The 22,831-nt window shown below is 65.5% G+C and carries 22 protein-coding genes and 1 pseudogene; 11 read left to right on the top strand and 12 right to left on the bottom strand.

Annotation, left to right across the window (positions count from 1 at the left end; all coding sequences use genetic code 11):
• Positions 1–22: 22 nt before the first annotated feature.
• From FYK34_RS18430 to bioB, 10 genes are all read right to left on the bottom strand, one after another.
• Complete coding sequence (locus FYK34_RS18430; protein WP_149299025.1) at positions 23–910, bottom strand: sterol desaturase family protein; 888 nt, start codon at positions 908–910, stop codon at positions 23–25.
• Positions 911–1,041: 131 nt separating this feature from the next.
• A complete protein-coding gene (locus FYK34_RS18425) occupies positions 1,042–1,692 on the bottom strand; it encodes a glutathione S-transferase family protein (RefSeq protein WP_149299023.1) in 651 nt (216 codons plus the stop codon).
• A gap of 92 nt (positions 1,693–1,784) precedes the next feature.
• On the bottom strand, positions 1,785–2,684 hold the full coding sequence (locus tag FYK34_RS18420; RefSeq protein WP_149299021.1) for a patatin-like phospholipase family protein: 900 nt from the start codon (positions 2,682–2,684) through the stop codon (positions 1,785–1,787).
• 15 nt (positions 2,685–2,699) lie between these two features.
• Positions 2,700–3,251: a GNAT family N-acetyltransferase gene (locus tag FYK34_RS18415; RefSeq protein WP_149299019.1), complete on the bottom strand. Its 552-nt coding sequence runs from the start codon at positions 3,249–3,251 to the stop codon at positions 2,700–2,702.
• A gap of 35 nt (positions 3,252–3,286) precedes the next feature.
• Positions 3,287–4,195 (bottom strand): malonyl-ACP O-methyltransferase BioC, encoded by a 909-nt coding sequence (gene bioC / locus FYK34_RS18410; RefSeq protein ID WP_149299017.1) that lies wholly within the window; start codon positions 4,193–4,195, stop codon positions 3,287–3,289.
• Entirely contained in the window at positions 4,192–4,956 is a 765-nt protein-coding gene (gene bioH / locus FYK34_RS18405) for a pimeloyl-ACP methyl ester esterase BioH (RefSeq protein WP_149299015.1), read from the bottom strand. The genes bioC and bioH overlap by 4 nt, the downstream gene beginning before the upstream one ends.
• Before the next feature lie 24 nt (positions 4,957–4,980).
• Complete coding sequence (locus FYK34_RS18400) at positions 4,981–5,598, bottom strand: class I SAM-dependent methyltransferase (protein ID WP_149299013.1); 618 nt, start codon at positions 5,596–5,598, stop codon at positions 4,981–4,983.
• The gene (locus FYK34_RS18395; protein ID WP_149299011.1) at positions 5,588–8,431 is read right to left on the bottom strand and encodes an EAL domain-containing protein; all 2,844 of its coding nucleotides are present in this window, start codon (positions 8,429–8,431) and stop codon (positions 5,588–5,590) included. The genes FYK34_RS18400 and FYK34_RS18395 overlap by 11 nt, the downstream gene beginning before the upstream one ends.
• 157 nt (positions 8,432–8,588) lie before the next feature.
• Positions 8,589–9,740, bottom strand: a complete 1,152-nt coding sequence (gene bioF / locus FYK34_RS18390) for an 8-amino-7-oxononanoate synthase (protein WP_149299009.1) — start codon at positions 9,738–9,740, stop codon at positions 8,589–8,591.
• A gap of 109 nt (positions 9,741–9,849) precedes the next feature.
• Positions 9,850–10,833 carry a biotin synthase BioB gene (gene bioB / locus FYK34_RS18385; protein WP_149299007.1) on the bottom strand — a complete coding sequence of 328 codons (984 nt, stop codon included), beginning with the start codon at positions 10,831–10,833 and terminating at the stop codon, positions 9,850–9,852.
• A gap of 19 nt (positions 10,834–10,852) precedes the next feature.
• On the opposite strand from bioB, the pseudogene FYK34_RS20975 reads away from it, so the two are divergent.
• From FYK34_RS20975 to FYK34_RS18370, 4 genes and pseudogenes are all read left to right on the top strand, one after another.
• Positions 10,853–11,059 (top strand): annotated as a pseudogene (locus tag FYK34_RS20975) (hypothetical protein); the annotation flags it as partial.
• 182 nt (positions 11,060–11,241) lie between these two features.
• A complete protein-coding gene (locus FYK34_RS20970) occupies positions 11,242–11,634 on the top strand; it encodes a ComF family protein (RefSeq protein WP_231137457.1) in 393 nt (130 codons plus the stop codon).
• A 40-nt stretch (positions 11,635–11,674) separates the two neighbouring features.
• Entirely contained in the window at positions 11,675–12,139 is a 465-nt protein-coding gene (trmL, locus tag FYK34_RS18375) for a tRNA (uridine(34)/cytosine(34)/5-carboxymethylaminomethyluridine(34)-2'-O)-methyltransferase TrmL (protein WP_149300080.1), read from the top strand.
• A gap of 103 nt (positions 12,140–12,242) precedes the next feature.
• Positions 12,243–13,052, top strand: a complete 810-nt coding sequence (locus FYK34_RS18370; RefSeq protein WP_231137313.1) for a septal ring lytic transglycosylase RlpA family protein — start codon at positions 12,243–12,245, stop codon at positions 13,050–13,052.
• A gap of 203 nt (positions 13,053–13,255) precedes the next feature.
• Here FYK34_RS18370 and yihA read toward each other — a convergent pair whose 3' ends face one another.
• Positions 13,256–13,876, bottom strand: coding sequence for a ribosome biogenesis GTP-binding protein YihA/YsxC (gene yihA, locus FYK34_RS18365; RefSeq protein ID WP_149299003.1), 621 nt, complete (start codon positions 13,874–13,876; stop codon positions 13,256–13,258).
• A gap of 90 nt (positions 13,877–13,966) precedes the next feature.
• Here yihA and FYK34_RS18360 point away from each other — a divergent pair, with 90 nt between their 5' ends.
• The 6 genes from FYK34_RS18360 to FYK34_RS18335 all read left to right on the top strand — a co-directional run bounded on the left by FYK34_RS18360 (position 13,967) and on the right by FYK34_RS18335 (position 20,376).
• Positions 13,967–14,581 carry a c-type cytochrome gene (locus tag FYK34_RS18360; RefSeq protein ID WP_149299001.1) on the top strand — a complete coding sequence of 205 codons (615 nt, stop codon included), beginning with the start codon at positions 13,967–13,969 and terminating at the stop codon, positions 14,579–14,581.
• Positions 14,582–14,702: 121 nt separating this feature from the next.
• Positions 14,703–16,721 carry a cytochrome c biogenesis protein ResB gene (locus tag FYK34_RS18355; RefSeq protein ID WP_149298999.1) on the top strand — a complete coding sequence of 673 codons (2,019 nt, stop codon included), beginning with the start codon at positions 14,703–14,705 and terminating at the stop codon, positions 16,719–16,721.
• Entirely contained in the window at positions 16,721–17,866 is a 1,146-nt protein-coding gene (gene ccsB / locus FYK34_RS18350; RefSeq protein WP_149298997.1) for a c-type cytochrome biogenesis protein CcsB, read from the top strand. The genes FYK34_RS18355 and ccsB overlap by 1 nt, the downstream gene beginning before the upstream one ends.
• Positions 17,867–18,010: 144 nt before the next feature.
• Complete coding sequence (locus FYK34_RS18345; RefSeq protein ID WP_149298995.1) at positions 18,011–19,594, top strand: TerC family protein; 1,584 nt, start codon at positions 18,011–18,013, stop codon at positions 19,592–19,594.
• A gap of 40 nt (positions 19,595–19,634) precedes the next feature.
• Positions 19,635–19,874: a GIY-YIG nuclease family protein gene (locus tag FYK34_RS18340; protein ID WP_231137312.1), complete on the top strand. Its 240-nt coding sequence runs from the start codon at positions 19,635–19,637 to the stop codon at positions 19,872–19,874.
• Positions 19,875–20,028: 154 nt separating this feature from the next.
• Positions 20,029–20,376 carry a hypothetical protein gene (locus FYK34_RS18335; RefSeq protein ID WP_149298991.1) on the top strand — a complete coding sequence of 116 codons (348 nt, stop codon included), beginning with the start codon at positions 20,029–20,031 and terminating at the stop codon, positions 20,374–20,376.
• 216 nt (positions 20,377–20,592) lie between these two features.
• On the opposite strand, the gene FYK34_RS18330 is transcribed toward FYK34_RS18335, so the two are convergent.
• Positions 20,593–21,429 (bottom strand): isocitrate lyase/PEP mutase family protein, encoded by an 837-nt coding sequence (locus FYK34_RS18330; protein WP_168209800.1) that lies wholly within the window; start codon positions 21,427–21,429, stop codon positions 20,593–20,595.
• Between the two features lie 84 nt (positions 21,430–21,513).
• Here FYK34_RS18330 and FYK34_RS18325 point away from each other — a divergent pair, with 84 nt between their 5' ends.
• Complete coding sequence (locus FYK34_RS18325; RefSeq protein WP_196782540.1) at positions 21,514–22,812, top strand: bifunctional transcriptional activator/DNA repair enzyme AdaA; 1,299 nt, start codon at positions 21,514–21,516, stop codon at positions 22,810–22,812.
• Positions 22,813–22,831: the final 19 nt, after the last annotated feature.

Below are 22,831 nucleotides of genomic sequence, written 5' to 3'. Positions count from 1 at the left end.
GGGCCTTTTTCACGAGAACCGCTCAAGCCGCCTGGCGGCGGCCCGACAGCCGCGCCCGCTGCCGCGCGGCCGCCTCTTCCGCCGCCTCCGGCGGGCCGAACAGCGCCGTCATGCGGTCGCGCCAGTTGTCCGCGCGCCAGGCCTCGGCCAGCATGTCTCGCCACTCCACCACGCTGACCCACAGCGGATTGAAGCTGTTCACCGGCTTCACCGTCCCGTATTCGCACGGCTCGCTGTCCAGTTCCTCGACATAGGTGCCGAACCAGCGGTCCCAGATCACCAGCACGCCGGCGTAGTTGTGATCAATGTAGCGCGGGTTCTTGGCATGGTGGCTGCGGTGGATGGACGGCGTGTTGAACACATACTCCAGCCAGCCCAGCTTGGGCACGATCTGCGTATGCACGAAGAACTGGTAAGCGAGGTTCAGCAGCACAATGGCCACCACCTGCTGCGGCGGGAAGCCCAGCCAGGCCAGCGGCAGCCAGAACACCCACATGCCGGCCACCGGATACATCAGGCTCTGGCGGAAGGCCACGCTGAAATTCATCTTGGTGGAGCTGTGGTGCACGCTATGCGCGGCCCACAGCCAACGCACGCGGTGGCTGACGCGGTGAAACCAGTAGTACAGAAAGTCCTGGCCCAGAAACAGCAGGAAGAAGCTGAGCCAGCTATCGGAAAAATCAAACAGACGGTGATGCTGGTAGATCCAGCCATACAAGGGCAACACCAGCACCCAGGCCAGCTTGTCCGCGCCCTGATGCAATAGCCCTAACGCGGCGCAACACGCCGAGTCGCGCCAGTCGTATACCGTCAGCCGGCCCTGCCGTCTCAAGCGCCACAACTCCCAGGCGACGAACAGCAGGAAAACCGGCACCAAGGCCAGCAGGATCAGTTCCACCGGAAATTTCATCGCAGGCCCTTTCGCCAGACAAAGCAAACACTCGATTGAAGTTTAAACTCTATCCGGCGGTAGCTGTCAATCGGCATGCGATTGCCATGAGGCGCGGCGGCCGCGCTGTGGCGCGCGCGCCATAGTCGCGGCTACTCGCGGCGCGCCAGGAAGGCGGCCAGCGCGGTGTCTTTATCCGTCCAGGCGCGGGCCACGCTGGGACGCTGTCCCAATTTTTGCAAATACGCCTCGATGCCGGGCAGCCGCAGCGTCATATCCTCGCCAAGGAAAGTGCGGCTCAGCAGCCCCACGATAGGCAGCACCCCGGCCGCGCTGAGGTCGGCGAAACTGAAGACGTCGCCGGCCAGCCACGGGCCATGCTGCGCCAGTTGGGCCACCGCGCTGATGCCGCGAGCGATGGATTGCCGCATTTCCTCGCATTGCGCCGCATCTGGGCGCCCGCCCTTGAACATATGCCCCACCAGCGGCCGCGCCGGCTGCATCACGTAGAACTCCAGCAGCAACATCAGCTCGCGCGACAAGGCGCGGCCATTGGGCGTCAGCGGCAGCAGCGAGGCGGTGGGATAGGCGTCTTCCAGCCACTCCAGAATCACCGTGGACTCCGCCAGCGGATGGCCGTTGATTTCGACGAAGGGGATCTTGCCCATCGGGCTTTTTTCCAGCAACCACTCGTCCTGCGAGGGCGGGGTCAGCACTTCCTGGAAGTTCACGCCCTTTTCCAGCAGGGCGATCTTGACCTTGTTGTAGTAGGGCGAAAAGGACACGCCGTGCAGTTTGATCATGCCAGCTCCAAAACGGGTTATGGAAAAACGGCGGGCCGGAAGGCGCTTCCCCCCGGCCCGCCGCGATAGCGACATCATCGCAGCCTTTAGCCCTATTTAGCCAGTTCCAGGCTCTTTTGCTGCAAAAGCGCGCGGATTTGCGGCAGGGCGCGCTGCGCCGCCTTCTCGCCCTCCAGGATGGCCTGGTTGCGGGCGTCGAAATCGGCGGAGCCGATATTCAATACGTCAGGCCGGATCACCACGTCGGCCTGCTTCAACTCCTGCGCCAAGGCCGGGCCGTTCATGATGTTCAGACTCTGGTCCAGCATGGACAGAAAGCCAACAGCCTGGCCGGGCTTGGGCCGCGCGGTGATGTCCACCGCGATGACGAACTGCGCGCCCATCTCGCGCGCGGCGCTGACCGGCACCGGGCTGACCAGCCCGCCGTCCACATAGCGCTTGCGGCCGATATGCACCGGCAGGAAGACATTGGGAATGCTGGCCGAGGCGCGCACCGCCTGGCCGGTGTTGCCCAGGCGGAACACCACCTTGCGGCCGGAGTCCAGCTCGGTGGCGACGGCGCCGAAGGGGATGGCCAGTTTTTCAATCGGCCGGTTGCCCACCTGGGCGTTGATCCAGTTCTGCAGCTTCTCGCCCTTGATCACACCCTTGCTGGACAGCGTCCAGTCGGTCAGGTCGGCCTGGTCCAGCTCGATGGCGCGTTGCTGCAGCTGCATGCCGTTGAGGCCGGAGGCGTACAGGCTGCCCACCACGCTGCCGGCGCTGGTGCCGGTGACGATGTCGGGCTTGATGCCGGCCGCCTCCAGCACCTTGATCACGCCGATGTGGGCGAAGCCCTTGGCCGCGCCGCCGCCCAGGGCCAGGCCGATTCTGGGCATGACCGGCTGCTTGGGCGCGGCGGGAGCGGTGGGGACAGTGGAGGTGGAACAGGCGGCCAGCAAGGCGGTCAGGCCCGCCGCCAGCCAAGGGCGGATCACTTTGGTGCTTATCATGTTTCCATCAGACTTTCAGACAACGGCGGCCTCTGCGGCCGCCTCAACGGGCGCGGGGTCCAGCATCACATAATTGAGATGCTTCGCGCCCTCCAATTCGAAATAGGTTTCGCCGTGGACCAGCATGCCCACCCGGCGATAGAAAGCGATGGCGCGCGCGTTGCCGTGCCACACGGTCAGCCACAGCCGCGGCTGGCCGGATTGAGCCTGCGCCCATTGCCGCGACGCCTCCATCAGCCGCCGCCCCAGGCCTTGCCCGGTATGGCTTTCCAGCAGATAGAGCCGCTCCACTTCCATGGTCGGGAAATCGCAGCCCTGGCACGCGCTGTCCAATTTCATTTGCGCGTAGCCGAGCAGATGGCCGTCCTCCTCCATCAGCAGCAGATGGCGCGCCGGGTCCGCGATCAAAGCCTCGAAAGTTTCCGGCGAGAACTCGGACAATACGTAATCCGCGATCCCGCGGCGGATGCCGCCGCCGATCAAATAAGTATTCAGCCATACCTGTATCGACAGCGCCGCCAGACAAGCCGCGTCATCGGCACGGGCGCTGCGGGTTGCTACTTTCATCACGGCTTTCTCCTCTGCGCGCCGCCGCTTCCCGCTCAGTCGGCCCGCGGCGCTTTCTTGACGAATTCGATCACTTGCCGGCCGTCCTCGCTCATCTTGGCCAGCTTCTTGCCGGTGCCTTTCCAGGCATGGCCGTACACCACCTCGTAGCTGGCCGGCAGCTTGCCGTCGCGGCGATGCTGCTCATAAGCCTCCTCCACCTTGCGCCAGGCCGCCTTGCCCATCAGGCCGCGGCCGCGGCCGGCGGTGGCGTTGTGCGCGCCTATGGCCTTCAGGTCGCGCATCACCGCCTTGGCGTCGTCGTAAGTCAGCACGATCTTTTCCATGTCCATCACCGGCTCGGCGAAACCGGCGCGCATCAGCGCGTCGCCGATGTCGTGCATGTCGATGAACTGATTGACGTGGGTGGCGCCGTCCACGCCGGAAAAGGCGCCGCGCAGCTCGGACAACGTGTCCGGCCCCAGGGTGGAGAACATCAGCAGGCCGTCCGGCTTCAGCACCCGGCGCAGCTCGGCGAACATCTTGTCCGGCACATTGATCCACTGGATGGTCAGATTGGACCAGATCATGTCCACGCTGGCGTCGGCCAGCGGCAGGCGCTCGATGTCGGCGTTGATCTGCCACGGCGCGCTGGGCTTGAACAGCTTCTTCAGCAGGCCGTCGCCCTCGCGGGCGCGCTCGCGCGAGGCCAGCAGCATGGCGTGCGCCAGGTCCAGCTCCACCACCCGCGCCTGCGGATAGCGCCGCCGCAGCTCGGCCGCGCCGTAGCCGGTGCCGGCGCCGGCATCCAGGATCAGCGCCGGCTGGTGCTTGATGTAATCGAGACGCTCAGCCATGCGGTCCGACACTTCGCGCTGCAGCACGGCGGCCGAATCGTAACTGGCCGCGGCCTTTTCGAACGAGGCGCGCACACGCGCCTTGTCGGTGTAAAACGCTTCACTCATGCCTGGGTTTCCAGATGCTCGGCAAGCGCGCGCACGAAGTCCGGCTCATGGGACAGGAAGGGCGCGTGCGACGCTTGCGGGAATTCATAAAGGACGGCGTCGGGCAGCGAGCCCTCCAGCCAACGGCCGGCGCCTATCGGGGTGATGGCGTCGCGCGCGCCGTAGAACAAGGCGGTGGGACAGGTGATGCGGCCGGCCAGCGCGCGCGCGTCGGCCTGCAGCAACAGTTCCAGCGCCGGCAGCAGGCCCTGCGGCCGGCCGTGGGAGAACAGTTCGCCGCGCAGCGCCTTCAGGGTGTCGCGCGCCGCCGGCGCGCCCATCATCTGCAAGGCGAGAAAACGCTCCAGCGTCTGCTCGAACGCGCCGTCCAGACTCTGGGCGACGGCTTCTATGGAGGCGCGCGCCTGCGCGTGCGGCCAGCTGTCGTCGCGCACGAAGCGCGGGCTGGTGGCGATCAAGGCCAGGCTCTTAACCTTGTCCGGATGGCGCGCCGCCCAGTGCTGAGCGATCAGCCCGCCCAACGACCAGCCCACCACATGCGTAGGCAGCGGGAAATGCGCCGCCACCAGATCGGCCACCGCGTCGGCGTCGAAGCGCGCCAGCGCCGGCGAGGCGCCGTGGCCGGGCAGATCCACCAGGTGCACGCAGAAGCGCGCCGACAATTGTTCGGCCACGCGGCTGAACACGCCGCCGTGCAGGCCCCAGCCATGCAGCATGACCACGTCCGGCCCCTGGCCCAGCGTTTCGACAAACAGATTCATGTACGGGCAAATTGGGCGAAAACGCTATTTTCGCAAGAGTGCGATGCGAAGGAAACCACCGAATCCGGCTTCTTCGTCGTGAATGCGTTGCAGTTTGGTGACGGCGACGATGTCGCCGAGGCGGCGATTGATGTCGGTGGCGACGATGCGGGCCAGCACATTGCCGGCCTGACGCCACAGCGGCGCGCGCCGGCTGTCGGCCAGGAACTTGTCGAACACCGCCACCCGGCCGCCCGGTTTCAGCACCCGCTCCACCTCCAGCAGGCAGGCTTGCGGGTCCGGTATCACCGCCAGCACCAGATGCAGCGCCACGACATCGAAACTGGCGTCGGGAAACTCCAGCTTCTGGCCATCCATCGCCTCGACGCGCACCGCCATGCCCAGCCGCTCCGCGCGCGCCTTCAGCTGCTGCAGCATGGCCGGCGCGATGTCGATGGCGGTGACGTGGCGGCAGCGCACCAGGAAGTCCAGGTCCAGGCCGGTGCCGGCCCCGACCAGCAGCACCTGCTCATTGGGCTGCGGATTGAGCAGGCTCAGCGAGCGTCGGCGCTGCGCGGCGAAGCCCTGCGCCAGCTTGTCGTACAGCGGCGCGTACAAATCGTAGCGCCAACGGTTGAAGCGGGTCGCCCATTCACGCCGCACTGCGGATTTCCTGTTCGAAGCGCGCCAGCCGCTCCCAGTCTATGGCGCGGGCCGGCGCCGGCGCGGCAAAGTAAAAGCCCTGCAGCTTGCTGCAGCCCATTTCCTGCAATATGGCCAGCTGGGTCGCGGTTTCCACGCCCTCCGCCACCACGTCCAGGCCCAGGGCCTTGGCCAGGGCCAGGATGGCGCGGACGATGGCGGCCGACTCTTCCTTGCGGTCCAATTCAAACACGAAGGACTGGTCTATCTTCAGCACGTCGAAGCGGTAGCGGTGCAGATAGGACAGCGCGGAATAGCCGGTGCCGAAATCGTCCAGCGCCAGCCTGACGCCCAGGCCGTGCAAGGCCTGCATCACCGTGGCCGCCATTTCCGGCTGGTCTATCAGCGCGCTTTCGGTGATTTCCAGATGCAGCATGGCAGGCGGCAGCTGATAGTGGGCGATGCGCTCCCCTATCCAGCTCACCAGGTCAGGGTCGTGGAAATTGGCCGAGGACAGGTTGATGTGCAGCGAAATCTGCTCGCCGACGCGGCCCTCGGCGCGCCAGGCCTGCAGCTGGGCGCAAGCGGCGTTGAGCATGTAACGGTCCAGGCGCGTGATCAGCCCGCTTTCCTCTGCGATGGGCAGAAAGACCGCCGGCGAGATCAGGCCGCGCTGCGGATGCTGCCAGCGCACCAGGGTCTCGAAGCCGACCAGCTTGCCGGTGGCGGCCTCGATGAAAGGCTGGTAGTAGGGCACCAGCTGGCTCTCCTCCTCCAGCGCCCGCCTCAGCTCGCTCTCCAGCGCCAGCTGGTCCGCCTGGTCTATGCGCAGCTGGTGGCTGAACAAGGTGTAGCCCTGGCGGCCCTGCTGCTTGGTGCAGTACATGGCGTGATCGGCGTCCCGCAGCAGCTCATCCGCCTTGCGGTAATGCTCGCGATCGGCCAGCACCACGCCGACGCTGGCGGTGGAGAAGACTTCGCGCCCGGCCAGGATCACCGGCCGCTCGAACTCGGCCACGATGCGGCGGGCGATCATCTCGCAGTCTTCCGGCACCGCGAGATCGAACATCAGCACCGCGAACTCATCGCCGCCCAGCCGGGCCAGGAAGTCGTAATGGCGCAGGCAGGAGCGGATGCGCGCGCCGGCTTCGAACAGCAGGTGGTCGCCGGCCAGGTGGCCCAGCGTGTCGTTGACCAGCTTGAAGCGGTCCAGGTCGATGAACAGCAAGGCAAAGCGGTCGCCGGAACCGGAGACATAGCTCTCCCAGGCGCGGCGCAGGGTCTTGGCGAAGTAGTTGCGGTTGGGCAGTTTGGTCAGCGGATCGTGCAGGCTGTCGAACTCCAGCTGCGCGTTGACGGCGTCCAGTTCGCTGGTGCGCTCGCGCACGCGCTGCTCCAGTTCGGCGTAGGCCTGTTGCAGGCTTTCCAGCGCGCGTACCCGCGCCAGCGCCGCGCCGATATTGTTGGCGACGAACTCCAGCACTTCCTGGTCGCGGAAGTTGTAGCTCACCTCCGCGTCGTAACTCAGCACGGCCAGCACGCCCAGCAACTCGTGGTCGCAATACAGGGGCACGCCCAGCCAGCTTTGTGGCCGCGCTCCACCGTCCTCGACCACGCCGGGGAGCTGGCTGTATGGATCCACCAGCAACGGCCGCCCGCTGTGCAGGACCTTTTCGATATACCCGGCGCCCGGCTTGCGCGGATGCAGCATTGCCACGTACTCGTCCGCGCAATAGGGAAAAGTCAGGTAATCATGGACCTTGTCGTACAAGGCCACCACGCAATTGCGCGCGGACACCATTTCCGACAGCAAGCGGTGCAGACCGCTCAGGAAGGCCTCCAGCGACAGGCTGGAGTTGGACAGCTCGGCGATGCGGAACAGCGCGTTTTGGAATTTCTCCGCCCGCTTGCGGCTGGCCACCTCGGCGCGCAGCCTGGCGTTGGCGCCTTCCAGCTCGCTGGTGCGCAGCCAGACCTGGCGCTCCAATTGACTGCGGTACAACACGCGGTCCAGAGTAAAACCGACATGGCGCGCCGCGAACATGAACAGCAGCTGCTCGGACGAGGTCAACGCCGGCTGGTCTTCGTAAGCGTGCAGGGTCACGGCGCCTATCGGGCAGCCGGCGGCATTGAGCAGCGGCGCGCCCATCCACAGCGTCGGCATCGCCGGCGGCGGCGACAAGCCCTGCTCCTGGCACAGCTCGGCGATGCGCGCCCCCGCCAGCACCATGGGCTTGCCGACTTGCTTGAGCCAGCCGGCCAGCGCGGCGTGCCCGTCGCTAAACGGCAACAGGGCGTCGGGCGAGGGCGGGGCGGCATCGCGCCGGTCCAGGTAAAACGGGAACTGCAGGGAGGCGCCGTCGTCGCCATACAGCGCGATGGCGAAATTGCTGGCGTCCATCAGCCGGGAAATCAGGCGGTGCAAGCGGGGCAGCAGCCGGTCCAGATGGGCGTCTTCGCCGGCCAGCAAACTGATCTCCAGCATGGTTTCATTGGCCAGCCTGGCGGCGGAGTACTCTTCCCGCAACAAGGCGCAATGCAGATGGCCCGCCAGCAGCGCGGCGATATCCTCCACTCCTTCCGGCGCCCGGCCGCGCCAGACCAGCCAGCCTACCGTCCGCTCGACCATGCGCAGCGACAGCGCGCCGCCATCCGGGCCGGGCAGACGGCCGCTCATCAAGGCGTCGGCCGTCGGCAGCCCTTCCACCGCGCCAAAGCCTGCGAGACGCTGCCAGGTCGCGCCGGCCTGCCCCCATACGGCGGCGGCAAACAGCGAACCATCGCGCCTCAACATCGCCAGGGCGCGCTCTGCGGCCTGGGTTGGGCTTTCCAAGAAATCAGCCGTGCTCATCATGTCGTTATCGTAGTACGAGTTAGCCGTAAATTCCGCCTGCCACACGCCTGGCGCTTCCCCATCGCCGGCGCAGCCCCCATTCAGTACGGACGCGCGCGCAAAAAAAACCGGAGTCGAAACTCCGGGTTTGCATGGCCGCGGCTAAGCGGAACAAGCTTCAGCCCGCATCCTGCAGCAGCGAATCGAGCAAGCCGTCCAACTGGGCCATTTCGTGCCGCGCCGACAAGGAAATCCTCAGCCGCGCGCCGTTCTCCGGCACCGTGGGCGGACGGATCGCGGGCACCCAAAACCCCTGCCGCCGCAAACGCTCCGCCCGTTCCAGCACATGCGCATCCGAACCTATGATAAAGGGTTGAATCGGTGTGCGGGAAGCCCCGCCGTCGAATCGGGTGCCGGCCAGCCTGTCGCGGCAGCGCGCCGCCAGTTGCGCCAAGCGCAGGCGGCGCGCCTCGCCCTCCGCGATCAGCCGCAAGCTGGTCTCCACCGCGGCGGCCAGCGCCGGCGGCTGCGCGGTGCTGAAGATATAGGTGCGGGCGCGGTTGATGAGCCAATCCACCAGCAGCCGGCTGCCGGCGACGAAGGCGCCGGCGAGGCCGGCCGCCTTGCCCAGGGTGGCCATATAAATCAGCCGCTCGCTGCGCAGGCCATGTTCGGCGGCCGCGCCGCGCCCCTCTCCCAGCACGCCGAAACCGTGCGCGTCGTCCACATACAGCCAGGCGTCGTAGCGCTCCGCCAGCGCCAGCAGGTCCGGCAAGGGCGCTTCGTCGCCATCCATGCTGTATACGGCGTCCACCGCGATCAGCTTGGTGCGGGCGGCACTCCCAGCCAGCAGCTGTTCCAGATGGCCGAGGTCGTTGTGGCGAAAGCGCTGGAAGTCGGCGCGCGACAGCAGACAGCCGTCATTCAGCGAGGCGTGGTTGAGCTTGTCGGCAAACACCGCGTCGCCGCGGCCAGCCAAACTGGTGATCACCGCCAGATTGGCGGCGTAGCCGGAGCCGAACAACAAGGCCGCCTCGCGCCCGACAAAGCGCGCCAGCGCGTCCTCCGCCTGCTGATGCGCCTCGCTATGGCCGGTGACCAGGTGGGAAGCCCCGCTGCCCGCCCCCCAGCACTCCGCGCCTTGTTGCAGCGCCCGCACCAGGTCGGGGTGGTCTGCCAGCCCCAGATAGTCGTTGCTGGCGAAGGATAGATAGGCGCGGCCATCCACCACAATATCTACGCCCTGCGGCGAAGCCAGTGTGGCCCGCCGGCGCAGGCGGTGATTCGATTCCAGGTCCGACAACGCGGCGGACAAGTCTTGCAGACGCATGATGGAGCACTCTTAACGCATGGATTGACCGCGCCAGAAGGACGGTCCGGCGCGGCATACTATATATATGTTTCCATTTAAGAAGACAGCCACTATCCATCAATATTTCTTACAAGGGCTGTAAGTCCAGCTTGGCCATCAGCGACTGGTCCGCCAACACGTCTGGATTGCCGGTGGTCAGCAGCTTGTCGCCGTAGAAGATGGAATTGGCGCCGGCCAGGAAGCACAAGGCCTGTGTCGCCTCGTCCATTTCCCGTCTACCGGCGGACAGGCGCACATAGCTGCGCGGCATGGTGATGCGCGCCGCGGCGATGGTGCGCACAAACTCGGTCCAGTCCAGCCGCTCGGCGCCCTCCAGCGGCGTGCCCACCACCTTGACCAGATTATTCACCGGCACCGACTCCGGCTGCGGATCCAGATTGGCCAGCTGCACGATCAGGCCAGCGCGGTCGCGGCGCGTTTCGTTCATGCCGACGATGCCGCCGCAACAAACCGATAATCCAGCCTGGCGCACCTTGCCCAAGGTGTCCAGCCTGTCCTCGTACTCGCGGGTCTGGATGATGTCAGCGTATTTATCCGGCGCGGTGTCCAGATTGTGGTTGTAGAAATCGAGGCCGGCATCCTTCAGTTGCTCCGCCTGGCCATCGCGCAGCAGGCCGAAGGTGGCGCAGGTCTGCAGGCCCATGGCCTTCACTTCGCGCACCATGTCCAGCGTCTGCTGCAAGTCGGCGTCCTTGGGGCCGCGCCAGGCGGCGCCCATGCAGAAGCGACCCGCGCCGTTCGCCTTGGCCTGACGCGCCGCGGCCACCACCTCGTCCACCGTCATCATCGGCTGTTCCGCCACCGGGGTATCGTGATGCACGGACTGCGGGCAATAGCCGCAATCCTCCGGACAGCCGCCGGTCTTGATCGATATCAGGGTGGACAGCTGTACTTTGGACGGGTCGAAGAACTGGCGATGGATTTCAGCCGCGCGGAAGACCAGCTCCAGAAAAGGCAGGCCCAGCAAGGCCTCCACCTCGTCCACGCTCCAGTTGGCCTTCTCCGGGTGGGGCGTCGCCGGTCGCTTGAACTCCATCGGCACAGTCTGCATCGCTTGCTCCATTCATCTAATGTCATTGCAACGAGGGCGAATTGCCCAAACCCGCACAGGCGGGCGGGCCAATCTTGGAGGGCGCGGCACCATGCTGTCAAATACATCAAAGTTAATTTTTGACAACTGCTCAATAATTAAGCAAAAGTGCCAACTCTGCGGCCACGCGGCGGCCCGCGCCGGCCTCTGCCCGCCTTGCCGCGACATGCTCCCGTCTCTGCCCGCCGAACACTGCCCGCGCTGTTCCGAACCGACGCCCGGCAGCGCCCTGTGCGGCGCCTGCCAGCGGCATCCGCCGCACTTCGACGCGCTACACGTTCCTTATCTTTTTGGCTACCCCCTCAGCGGCCTGATCCACGCCTTCAAATACGGAAAACGCCTGCAACTGGCCGGCGTCCTGGGGGGCTATTGCGCGACTTCGCCCGCCACTCCGGGGCAAAATACGACCTTGTCATTCCCGTTCCACTGGCAAATGAACGACTTGCGCAAAGGGGATTTAACCAGAGCGGCGAGCTTGCCCGCGCGATCGCTGGTACAATGAACAGCCGTTTTTCGGACGATCTGTGTTGGCGAAAATACAACACACCATCGCAGGCCTCGCTAGGCCGCGCCGAAAGACTGCGAAACGTGCGTCATGCATTCGGCGTAAAACGCCGCTGCGACGGGCTTTGCATCGCCATCGTCGACGACGTCGCCACCAGCGGCGCCACCCTCTCTTCCCTGGCCAGAGCGCTCAAAAAACAGGGAGCGAAACAGGTCGACGCATGGACCCTGGCCCGGGCGTTTTCCCCAAAAACTTGACCAAGATTTTGATTCCTTGGAACAATCCAGCCTGCCAACGATGTTCACTGTTGTTCTATTTCAGCCGGAAATTCCGCCCAACACGGGCAATGTGATTCGTTTATGCGCCAACACCGGCTGTGAACTGCATCTGGTCAAACCCATGGGCTTCCCGCTCGAGGATGCCAAGTTGCGGCGCGCGGGCCTCGATTACCACGAGTACGCCCGCGTCGTCGTCCACGAAGATTGGTCCGCTTGTTTGCGGACGCTTCAAGGACGGCGGATTTTCGCCGCGACGACGAAAGGCGCCACGCGCCATGACCGGATTTCCTACCAACCCGGGGACGTGTTTCTGTTCGGTCCCGAATCCCGCGGCTTGCCGCAAGATGTGCTGGCTGCCCTGCCGGCGCAGCAAAGGATTCGTTTGCCGATGCGTCCCGAATCGAGAAGCCTGAACCTTTCCAACGCCGTCGCGATAACGGTGTTCGAGGCTTGGCGCCAGATCGGTTTCGAAGGGGGGGCATAGCAGCTCACAAGGTTGGCCCAACAGCATAGGGAGGTTTATGCAACCTGTACTCCGATGGCTGTGGCTTGTTTTTGTCAGTCTCGTGCTTGTGGCCTGTTCCACCGTGAAGACGGCCAGCGCCACAAACCAGTCGGCTACGCCGACAAACAAGAAGACCGTCGCCAAGAACGGAGCTTATTTCCAGAACGACGGTCCGGCCGACCACATCCCGGTCAACCTGAATCTGGTGCCCGACGCCGTGCCGCAGGAAGAGCCGCTGATCAAATCGGCCAACCTGCCGTACTCGGCGCTGGGCATGAGCTTCCGTCCTGACGTGACCGAAAAGCCTTATCACGCCACAGGCCGTGCCTCTTGGTACGGCAAGCAGTTCCACGGTCGCAAGACGACCTCGGGAGAGCGCTACGACATGTTCGCCATGACGGCCGCCCACCCGACATTACCGATCCCGAGCTACGCCCGGGTGACCAATCTGAGCAACGGCAAATCCGTGGTGGTCCGCATCAATGATCGCGGCCCGTTCCACAAGAGCCGTCTGATGGACCTGTCGTACGCCGCGGCCTACAAGCTGGGCTTCGTCAAACAGGGCAGCGCCAAGATCGTGGTTGACCGCGTCTGGCCCGCGCCCGACGACACCTACACCGCCACGGCGCAGCCGACCACCCAGCCGGTACGCGAGCTGAAGGCGGGCGACAATCCAAAGTATCTGCAGCTGGGCTCGTTCTCCAAGCTGGCCAGCGCCGAGGCGCTGCTGCAGAAGATGCTGGACCAGCTGGACGACAAGTATGACTCCAAGCTGGGCATCATCAACCAGGAAGGCGTCTACAAGGTGCGCCTGGGCCCGTTCCCGTCGGACGAGGCCGTGCGCACCGTGGCGGAGAATCTGCACGTGGAAACCGTGATCTCCAGCCTGTAAGGCCGGTCTGTAGAATCGTATGGCACAGGGCGAAAGGCGAAGGATGCATCCTTCGCCTTTTTTCACGCCTGCCATCCGCGCCGCGGACATGAAAAAACCCCGGCCTGTGGGCCGGGGCAATGCCTGGATATCAACGATTCAGGCCCCGCTCAGGGAGCCAAGCGGGAGGTGCGGACACCTGCTGCTTAGTCGCAGCGTCCCGCTCAAAGTTCCAGCCCGACGTCGGCCGCCGGCGGCAGCGCGTCGAACCATCCCTTGACCACCGCCTCCACCTCGTCCACGCCGGCCTTCTTCAGGCTGGAGAACATCTGCACGCTGACTGCCGGGTAATCGGCCAGTTCGCGCTTCACCAGGGCCAGCACCTTGTTCTGCTCCTGGCGCGACAGTTTGTCCGCCTTGGACAGCAGGATATGCACGGGACGCCCGGTTTCGCGGAAAAATTCCAGCATTCTGCGATCCAGCTCCTTAAGCGGGTGGCGAGCGTCCATAATCAACAGGAGGCCGATCAGGCTCTGCCGCGTTTGCAGGTAGCGGCCCAGCAGCTCCACCCAGTGGGCGCGCACCGCCTCCGGCACTTCGGCGTAGCCATAGCCGGGCAAGTCCACCAGGAAGCATTCCGCGCCCAGCTCAAAGAAATTGATATGCTGAGTGCGTCCCGGCGTTTTCGACACGTAAGCCAGCCGCGTGCGGTTGGCCAGGGTGTTGATGGCGCTGGATTTGCCGGCGTTGGAGCGTCCCACGAAAGCGACCTCGGCGCGGGTGGCCGGCAGGTCCTTCATGTGGTTGACGGTGGTATAGAATTTAGCGTTCTGAAAAATCGACATGGTAGTAAGGTTAAATCAATTGGTATAGAATAACAGATTTGGAATTGCTACTTTTACAGATATTTTAGGGCTCACCCTAAAGGAGCGACCATGAAACGAACAATGCTGTTGGCGATGGCAACCTTTACCCTGGCCGGCTCCGCGCTGGCGGCGGCCCCGGGCCAGATTGGCGACCCGGTGAAAGGCAAGCAGATCGTCGACACCGTCTGTGCGGCATGCCACGGCGCGGACGGCAACAGCGTCGCAGCCGCCAATCCCACCCTGGCTGGCCAAAGCCCTCAATATCTGTATAACCAACTGAAGGCGTTCAAGAGCGGTCAACGCAAGAATCCGACCATGTTGGGCATGGCCTCGACGCTATCCGACGACGATATGCGCAATGTCGCCACCTATTTCGGCGAACAGAAGGTCAAAGACCGCGAAGCCACCGACAAGACGCTGCTGCCGCTGGGCGCCAAAGTCTACCGCGTCGGCAACGCCGCCACCCATGTGCCGGCCTGTATGGCATGCCACGGCCCGTCCGGCAAGGGTCTGCCTGACGAATTCCCGCGTCTGGGCAGCCAACACGCCGGCTACGTCGCCAAACAGCTGGCCGATTTCAAAGCCGGCGCGGACCGCAAGAACCCGATCATGGCCGACATCGCCAGCCGCATGACGGACGAGGAGATGAAGGCCGTGGCCGACTACATCTCCGGCCTGCGCTGAGCCTGATGCCCGACCCGCGTACCGCTCCGCGCGCGCAGCCGGCCCGCCGGGCGCAACTTTGCCGAATCGGCGCGTTCAAAAGGGAAGCTCCAGGCGAGCTTCCCTTTTTGTGTTACGGATCATGAAAAAAAACCACCGCCGCCACTCCACCGCCTACGCGCTGTACGAGCTGTTCAGCTCCATGCGCTTCGCCATCGGCCTGCTGACCATTCTGGCCATCGCCTCGGTCATCGGCACCGTGCTGAAGCAAAACGAACCCTATCCCAACTACGCCTTCGAATTCGGCCAGTTCTGGTTCCAGGCTTTTGAAAGCTTAGGCCTGTTCGACGTCTACCACTCCGCCTGGTTCCTGACCATCCTGGCCTTCCTGGTGCTGTCCACCACGCTCTGCGTGCTGCGCAACGGCCCCGGCTTCATCAAGCAGATGCGCTCCTACCGCGAGAAGGCCAGCGACGGCTCGCTGGCGGCCATGGCGCACAGCGCGGCCTTCTCCGCCGAAGCAGCCGATCCCGCCAGCCTGCAAGCCTATCTGCGGCTGCAGGGCTTCCGCTGGCGCGAAACGCCGCGCGCGGACGGCGGGCTGCTGATAGCGGCCAAGAAGGGCGCGGCCGGCAAGCTGGGCTATTTCTTCGCCCATATCGCGCTGATCGTGATCTGCATCGGCGGCCTGCTGGACGGCAACCTGCCCTTGAAGCTGGCGGAAGTCGCCGGCCGCATCGTGCCGGAAACGCGAGACATCCCGCAAAGCCAGATTCCCGCCGTCAGCCGGCTGGGCACGTCCAATCTGTCCTTCCGCGGCAACGTCAGCATCGCCGAGGGCAAGAGCGCCGACGTCACCTTTCTGAACTCCGGCAATGGCTACCTGGTGCAGGAGCTGCCCTTCATCGTCTCGCTGAAGAAGTTCCGCGTCGACTACTACAGCAACGGCATGCCCAAGCTGTTCGCCAGCGACATCGTGGTGACGGACAAGGCCAGCGGCAAGCGCACCGAAGCCACGGTCAAGGTGAACCATCCGCTGATCGTGGACGGCGTGGCCATCTACCAGTCCAGCTTCGGCGACGGCGGCTCGCCGCTGCGCTTCACCGCCTGGAACCTGGCAGCGCCGCAGGCGGCGCCGGTGCCGCTCGCCGGCGTGTCGATGAACAGCCAGCCTTTGCGCGCCAACGGCAAGGACTATTCGCTGGAATTCGGCGAAATGCGCGTGTTCAACATCGAGAATCTGGGCAAGCCGGAGGCCGCCCAGTCCTTCAGCCAGCGCCTGCACGACGCGCGCGAAGTGAAGCAGGACAAGACGCTGAAAAATTTCGGCCCGTCCATCAGCTTCAAGCTGCGCGACGCCCAAGGCCAGGCGGTGGAATACCTGCATTACATGGCGCCCATCGAGCAGGATGGCGCGCAGTACCTGATGGCCGGCATGCGCCGCACTCCCGCCGAGCCCTTCCAGTACCTGCGCCTGCCGCTGGACGACGACATGAAGCTCGACCGCTTCATGCGTCTGTACGCCGCGCTGCGCAACCCGGCGCTGTACGATGAGATCGCCGCGCGCGCCACCGCCAAGGCGCGCCAGGGCGGCGTGATCGACGGCAAGCTGGCCAGCCAGTTCGGCGACAGCGTCAAGGGTGTGCTGCAGCGTTTCGCCGACGGCGGCTTCGACGGCCTGGAGAAATTCCTGGACGAGCGCGTGCCCGCGGACAAACGCCAGGCGGTGGCGCAGACCTATATCAAGATCCTGCAGGGCGCGGTGATAGACGTGATGGCGGTGGCCGACGAGAAGGCCCATGCGCCGCCACTGAAGGCCGACGCCGCCCACTATCGCTTCCTGCTGGACGGCCTGGTGGCCGCCAGCGGCCTGCACGACTACGGCGCGCCGGTCTTCCTGCAACTGGACGGCTTCGACCAGGTGCAATCGTCCGGCCTGCAGCTGACGCGCTCGCCGGGCAAGACCCTGGTCTACCTGGGATCGGTGTTGCTGGTGCTCGGCATCGTGCTAATGTTCTATGTGCGCGAGCTACGGCTATGGATACGCATTGACGGCCGCCGGCTCAGGGTGGCCATGACCGCCAACCGGCATAACCGCGATCTGGATGCCGACTTCCAGCGTCATCTCGACGCGATCAAACAGCTGACACGGGGAGCATGATGGAACTCGTTAACTCTTCTTACGCCCGCGTGCCGTTCTGGCAACGGCTGAGCCTATGGGACTGGGCCTATGCGCTGCTGATCGCCGCCGCCGCGGCCTACGCCTTCCGCCTCTACCACGCCAATATGGATGTTTATGAACAAGGCATCCTGGCCGGCTCGGCGCTGGGCCTGATCGGCCTGGGCTGGTTCTGGAAAGCCTGGCGCTGGTTTTTCCCGCTGGCGGGCGCCCTGGCCCTGGCGGCCATTCCGCTGTACCAGCATGATCTGGCGCGCGGCCAGCACGCCTTCTGGCTCAAGTACGCGCTGTCCAGCCAATCCGCCATCATGTGGATGTGCACCTTGTTCTTCCTCGCCACCGGCGTCTACTGGACCGCGCTGCTGCGCCGCTCCGACTCGCTGGCGCGCATGGGCAGCGGCCTGACCTGGGCCGCCGCGGTGATGGGCCTGGCCGGCCTGTTCGTGCGCTGGTACGAGAGCTATCTGATCGCCCCGGATGTCGGCCACATCCCGGTGTCCAATCTGTACGAAGTCTTCGTCCTGTTCACGCTGATCACCTCGCTGATGTATCTGTATTACGAGGCTCGCTTCGCCGCGCGCCAGGCCGGCGCGCTGGTGCTGCTGGTGATCAGCGCCGCAGTGGGCTTCATCCTGTGGTACAGCTTCGACCGCAAGGCGCACGAGATCCAGCCGCTGATCCCCGCGCTGCAGTCGTGGTGGATGAAGATACACGTGCCGGCCAACTTCGTCGGCTACGGCGCCTTCTCGCTGGCCGCCATGCTGGGCGTGGGCGAGCTGTTGTCGCTGAAGGGCTGGCTGAAGGATCGCCTGCCCAGCGCCGAGGTGCTGGACGAGATGATGTACAAGGCCATTTCGGTCGGCTTTCTGTTCTTCACCATCGCCACCATCCTGGGCGCGATGTGGGCGGCGGACGCCTGGGGCGGCTACTGGAGCTGGGACCCGAAGGAAACCTGGGCGCTGATCGTCTGGCTGAACTACGCCGCCTGGCTGCATATCCGCCTGGTCAAGGGCTGGCGCGGCGCGCCGCTGGCCTGGTGGGCGGTGATCGGTCTCTTGGTCACCACCTTCGCCTTCCTCGGCGTCAATATGTTCCTGTCCGGCCTGCACTCCTACGGCGGCCTGTAAGCCCATCCGGCTATCCCGTCGCACCGAAGGACCCGGCCCTTGCGCCGGGTCTTTTGCATTTTCCGGGCCTGAGGCGATGGCATTTGGTATCCTTGTAGCGCTTTTTATCGTTTATTTACCGCACAAGGAACGCTTTACACCATCATGGACCTTTCATGGCTGTCCGACCCCGCCGCCTGGCTTGGCCTCCTGACCCTGATCATCCTCGAGATCGTCCTGGGCATAGACAACCTGATCTTCGTGGCCATTCTGGCCGAAAAACTGCCTCCCGAGCAGCGCGACCGCGCCCGCGTCACCGGCCTGTCGCTGGCGCTGGTCATGCGCCTGGGCCTGCTCGCCAGCATTTCCTGGCTGGTCACGCTGACCACGCCGCTGTTTTCGGTCTGGGGCCAGGGCTTCGCCGGCCGCGACCTGATCATGCTGGGCGGCGGCATCTTCCTGCTGTTCAAGGCCACCACCGAGCTGCATGAGCGGCTGGAGGGCGTGGAACACGCCAAGGGCGCCACCCAGCGCGCCTACGCCGCCTTCGCCACCGTCGTCGCGCAGATTCTGGTGCTGGACGCCGTGTTCTCCATCGACTCCGTCATCACCGCCATCGGCATGTCCGAGCACCTGGCCGTGATGATGCTGGCCGTGGTCATCGCCATGATCCTGATGATCGCCGCCAGCAAGCCGCTGACCGCCTTCGTCAACGCCCACCCCACCGTGGTGATGCTGTGCCTGGGCTTCCTGCTGATGATAGGCTTCAGCCTGATCGCGGAAGGCTTCGGCTTCCACATCCCCAAGGGCTATCTGTACGCCGCCATCGGCTTCTCGGTGCTGATCGAGGCCTTCAACCAGGTGTCGCAAGCCAACCGCATCCGCTACCTGAACCGCACCCAGAGCTTCCGCGAACGCACCGCCAACACCGTGCTGAGCCTGATGGGCAGCCGCCTGGCCGACAGCGCCGCCGCCGAAGCCAAACCGGAAACCGGCCCGCAGCCGGTGGAAGACACCGCCTTCGGCCACAACGAGCGCGCCATGATACACAGCGTGCTGACCCTGGCCGAACGCCCCATCCGCGTCATCGCCACCCCCCGCGCCGACATCCACAAGCTGGACCTGAGCCAGCCGGAAGCCTCCCAGCGCCAGGCGCTGCGCGACAGCCCCTACTCGCGCCTGGTGGTGATACGCGATGGCAGCATAGACGAGCCGCTGGGCATCGTCGCGCGCAAGGACCTGCTGGCGCAGCTGCTGGACGGCCGCCCGCTGGACATCGACGCCGCGCTGCGCCAGCCGCTGGTGCTGCCGGAAACCGTCACCGTGCTGAAGGCGCTGGAAAGCTTCCGCCAGCACGCCGCCGACATGGCCTTCGTGGTCAACGAATTCGGCAGCCTGGAAGGCATCGTCACCCAGAAAGACCTGATGGAGGCGATTGCCGGCGAATTCCCGGAAGAGCACGAACGCCATGAGCTGCCGGCCATCGTCGCCCAGCCGGACGGCGGCTACGACGTGGAGGGCAGCCTGGAGCTGGTGACCCTGGAGCAGTACCTGACCCTGGGCGATTTCGAAGACGAAGACTTCCATACCGTGGCCGGCCTGCTGATGGACTGCCTGGAGCGCATCCCGCGCGAGGGCGATGAGATCATCGTCGGCGACTGGAAGCTCTGCGTCACCGCGCAGAAGGGCAACCGCACCGAACGCGTGCTCATCAGCCCGCTGGCCAGCCATGGCGGCGACGAGCTGTAAATCCGACAGCCAGGGCCGGCCACGGCCCTGGTTTCTCTACGTGCTGCGCTGCGAAAGCGGCGCGCTGTACACCGGCGTCAGCACCGACGTGGACCGCCGCTACGCCCAGCACCAGGCCGGCAAGGGCGCGCGCTACACCCGCCTCAATCCGCCCGTCGCCATCGCCTTGGTCGTCGAATACCCGGACCGCTCCGCGGCGCTGCGCGCCGAATACGCTTTCAAGCAACTGTCGGTCGCCGCCAAACGGGATGTTTTGGCGCGGTATGGCCAGGCCGCCTGACCCGATCCAGTCCGTCCTCGCCGACAATTGTGAAGGGTCGTAAAGCGGCGGCCGTTTACAAATATGTACATATGCCTGGCCACACAGCGTTTCCTCCACCCGGCTTATGCTGGTTTCAGGCAATCGTCGCCTGACCCTCAAGCCGGAGAACATTATGAACACGCTCGCTCGCACCGTCCTGTCCGCCACCCTGCTCGCCGCTTGCGGCCTGGTTTTCGCGGGCGCGGCCCAGGCCAATGAAACCCGATGGCAACAACACCACCCGCGCCGCGTCGAGGTCAACAAACGCCTGGCCAATCAGAACAAGCGCATCCACCGGGAAGAGAAAAGCGGCCAGATCAACCAGGCCGAGGCGAACAAACTGCACCGGGAAGACCATAACATCCGCCAGCAAGAGCGCGGCATGGCCAAGCTGGACCACGGCCACCTGAGCAAACAGGATCACAAGACGCTGAATCAGGAGGAAAACGGGGTCAGCCGACAAATCAAAAACGGCGGCTGACGCGCTGACTGCCTTGCGCCGCCGGCCAAGCCGCCTTGCCGGCGCGCGCCTCCCCCCGCCGTCACCCGGCCTTGCCTGCGCTTGCGCCGGCAAACCGCCAAGCTGTGGGTAAAATAACTCCCTGCCCTTTTTCTGTGGATAACATCCCCCAGCGAAACCGCGCTGCACCCAAACGCCCCGCAGAAAAATTTTGCGCGCGACGCGGACACCACCCGCTCAAGACTGCGCGAACAAGGCCTCCGCCTCGGCGAAGCCGTAATGGTGTTCCGTCATGGCCGTCCAAACACCCGCTCTCGCTTCCTCCGCCATGCGCAGCGCCAGGCCCATCGCCGCCAGCATGGGGCCGACGCCCAGGCTGACCCGGGCAACCCCGACATCGAACCAGCCGGACGCGCCGGGCACGCCGGGCAGGGCCATCAGGTTCAGCGGGCCACCCAGATCCGCGGCGAGCCGCCGCGCCTCCTCCACGTCCGCCAGGCCAGGAGCGAACACCATGTCCGCGCCGGCCGCCAGATAGGCCTTGCCGCGCGCCAGCGTCTCGGCGAAACGCAGCTCGTCATCCAGGCCCAAGTCCAGCAAATAGGTGTCGACGCGGGCATTGATCCACAGCGGCGCGCCCAGCGCGTCGGCGGCCTGCCTCGCGGCCGCCAGCCGCTCGCATTGCGCCGCGATGGCGAACAAGGGCTGCGGCAGCGCGCCATGGCCATTGTCCTCCAGGTTGACGCCCACCGCGCCGGCCTCCAAGGCGCCGCGCACCGTCAACGCGACCTCATGCGGCGGCAAGCCATAGCCGGCTTCGATATCGGCGCTGACCGGCACGCCCACGCTGCGCACGATGGCGGCGATCTCCCGCAGCATGGCCTCTCGCCCCAACCGCTGGGCATCGCCCACGCCCCTCGCATAGGCGATGCCGCCGCTGGTGGTGGCGATGGCGGGATGGCCGGCGGCCTCGAACAAGCGGGCGCTGGCGGCGTCCCAGGCGCAGGGCAGCAACAAGCGGCCCTGCTGATTGAGTTGGCGAAACGATTGAAAGACGGACTGCGGCGCGATCATGGCGGCTCCTGGTGTGAAAACGCCGCCATCTTCGCCGGCCGCGGCCCGCCAGGCTGGCGGAAATCGGACCCGGACACCCCTGGGATGCTGGTCCGAAAAGCGCTGGCCCGCCGCCACGTTTGGCGCGATCATCGCGCCATGGAACTCGATCCCGATTTTTGCCACCGCGCCCTGGCCAGCCGCGACGCCCGCTTCGATGGCCGCTTCTTCATCGGCGTGCGCAGCACCGGCATTTACTGCCGGCCCATCTGCCCGGCCCGCACCGCCAAGCGCGAGAACATCCTGGTCTACCCCACGGCGGCGGCGGCGCAGGAGGCCGGCTTCCGCCCCTGCCTGCGCTGCCGGCCCGAGGCCGCGCCGGACTCCGGCGCCTGGCGCGGCGTGGCCAACAGCGGCCACTCCCACACCGTGGCGCGCGCGCTGGCCTTGATCGAGCGAGGCGCCTTGGACGAGGCGGGGCTGGAAAGCCTGGCGGACAAGCTGGGCGTGGGCGAGCGGCAGCTGCGGCGCGTGTTCTCGCGCCACGTCGGCGCATCGCCGTTGGCGGTGGCGCAAACGCGGCGCGTCTTGCTGGCCAAGCAGCTGATACATGAGACCCGGCTGCCGCTGACCGACATCGCCTTCGCCGCCGGCTTCGGCAGCGTGCGGCGCTTCAACGAAGTATTTCAGCAGTTGTATCAACGGCCGCCCGGCGCACTGCGCCGCGACGCCGACGCGGCGGACGCCTCCGCCGACCATATCAGCCTGCTGCTGCGCTATCGGCCGCCCTATCACTGGCCGGCCATGCTGGCGCATCTAAAGGACCAGGCCGCGCCGGGTTTGGAAATCATAGACCGGGAGCGATACATCCGCGCCATCGCGCTGGACGGCGCATGCGGCGTGCTGACGGCGGCGCACGCGCCGGAAAAGCGCGCGCTGCGAATCGATATTCACTTCCCGCACTTGCGCGTCCTGCCGCGGCTGCTGGCCCGGATCAAGGCCTTGTTCGACCTGGCGGCGGACCCGGAGCCGATAGAAACCCAACTGGCGGAAGACCCGCTGCTGGCGCGGCGGATTGCGATGCAGCCGGGCTTGCGGCTGCCCGGCGTTTGGGATGGCGGGGAAATCCGTTTCCGCCGGCTGTCCCCGCCGGACAAGCAGGCGTGGCTGGACGCGCATGGCCTGCCGCTGGCCCATCCGGCGTTTCCGGAGCTGCGCTACGCGCTGCCGGAATCGGATGAGGCCATGCCGGAGGAGGAGACGGATACCGTGCCGCTTGGCTTGGACTGGAGGGCGCTGCTGCGGGCCTGGGAGGGCGACGCGGCGGACCTGTCGCCCGCCCGCCTGGATAGCTGGCGCCCCTGGCGCGCCTACGCCGTCCAGCACCTGCTGCCTCGCGCTTGAGATAGCGCCTGGCCAGCCT

The organism is Chromobacterium paludis (assembly GCF_008275125.1).
GTDB lineage: Bacteria > Pseudomonadota > Gammaproteobacteria > Burkholderiales > Chromobacteriaceae > Chromobacterium > Chromobacterium paludis.
This window is presented reverse-complemented; position numbering and strand designations above follow the sequence as displayed.

What these genes read in the sequence shown, in the direction of transcription:
- FYK34_RS18430 (WP_149299025.1), bottom strand. Translation starts at nt 910, where the DNA reads ATGAAATTTCCGGTGGAACTGATCCTGCTGGCCTTGGTGCCGGTTTTC.
- FYK34_RS18425 (WP_149299023.1), bottom strand. Translation starts at nt 1,692, where the DNA reads ATGATCAAACTGCACGGCGTGTCCTTTTCGCCCTACTACAACAAGGTC.
- FYK34_RS18420 (WP_149299021.1), bottom strand. Translation starts at nt 2,684, where the DNA reads ATGATAAGCACCAAAGTGATCCGCCCTTGGCTGGCGGCGGGCCTGACC.
- FYK34_RS18415 (WP_149299019.1), bottom strand. Translation starts at nt 3,251, where the DNA reads ATGAAAGTAGCAACCCGCAGCGCCCGTGCCGATGACGCGGCTTGTCTG.
- bioC (WP_149299017.1), bottom strand. Translation starts at nt 4,195, where the DNA reads ATGAGTGAAGCGTTTTACACCGACAAGGCGCGTGTGCGCGCCTCGTTC.
- bioH (WP_149299015.1), bottom strand. Translation starts at nt 4,956, where the DNA reads ATGAATCTGTTTGTCGAAACGCTGGGCCAGGGGCCGGACGTGGTCATG.
- FYK34_RS18395 (WP_149299011.1), bottom strand. Translation starts at nt 8,431, where the DNA reads ATGATGAGCACGGCTGATTTCTTGGAAAGCCCAACCCAGGCCGCAGAG.
- bioF (WP_149299009.1), bottom strand. Translation starts at nt 9,740, where the DNA reads ATGCGTCTGCAAGACTTGTCCGCCGCGTTGTCGGACCTGGAATCGAAT.
- bioB (WP_149299007.1), bottom strand. Translation starts at nt 10,833, where the DNA reads ATGCAGACTGTGCCGATGGAGTTCAAGCGACCGGCGACGCCCCACCCG.
- trmL (WP_149300080.1), top strand. Translation starts at nt 11,675, where the DNA reads ATGTTCACTGTTGTTCTATTTCAGCCGGAAATTCCGCCCAACACGGGC.
- yihA (WP_149299003.1), bottom strand. Translation starts at nt 13,876, where the DNA reads ATGTCGATTTTTCAGAACGCTAAATTCTATACCACCGTCAACCACATG.
- FYK34_RS18360 (WP_149299001.1), top strand. Translation starts at nt 13,967, where the DNA reads ATGAAACGAACAATGCTGTTGGCGATGGCAACCTTTACCCTGGCCGGC.
- FYK34_RS18355 (WP_149298999.1), top strand. Translation starts at nt 14,703, where the DNA reads ATGAAAAAAAACCACCGCCGCCACTCCACCGCCTACGCGCTGTACGAG.
- ccsB (WP_149298997.1), top strand. Translation starts at nt 16,721, where the DNA reads ATGGAACTCGTTAACTCTTCTTACGCCCGCGTGCCGTTCTGGCAACGG.
- FYK34_RS18345 (WP_149298995.1), top strand. Translation starts at nt 18,011, where the DNA reads ATGGACCTTTCATGGCTGTCCGACCCCGCCGCCTGGCTTGGCCTCCTG.
- FYK34_RS18335 (WP_149298991.1), top strand. Translation starts at nt 20,029, where the DNA reads ATGAACACGCTCGCTCGCACCGTCCTGTCCGCCACCCTGCTCGCCGCT.
- FYK34_RS18330 (WP_168209800.1), bottom strand. Translation starts at nt 21,429, where the DNA reads ATGATCGCGCCGCAGTCCGTCTTTCAATCGTTTCGCCAACTCAATCAG.
- FYK34_RS18325 (WP_196782540.1), top strand. Translation starts at nt 21,514, where the DNA reads ATGCTGGTCCGAAAAGCGCTGGCCCGCCGCCACGTTTGGCGCGATCAT.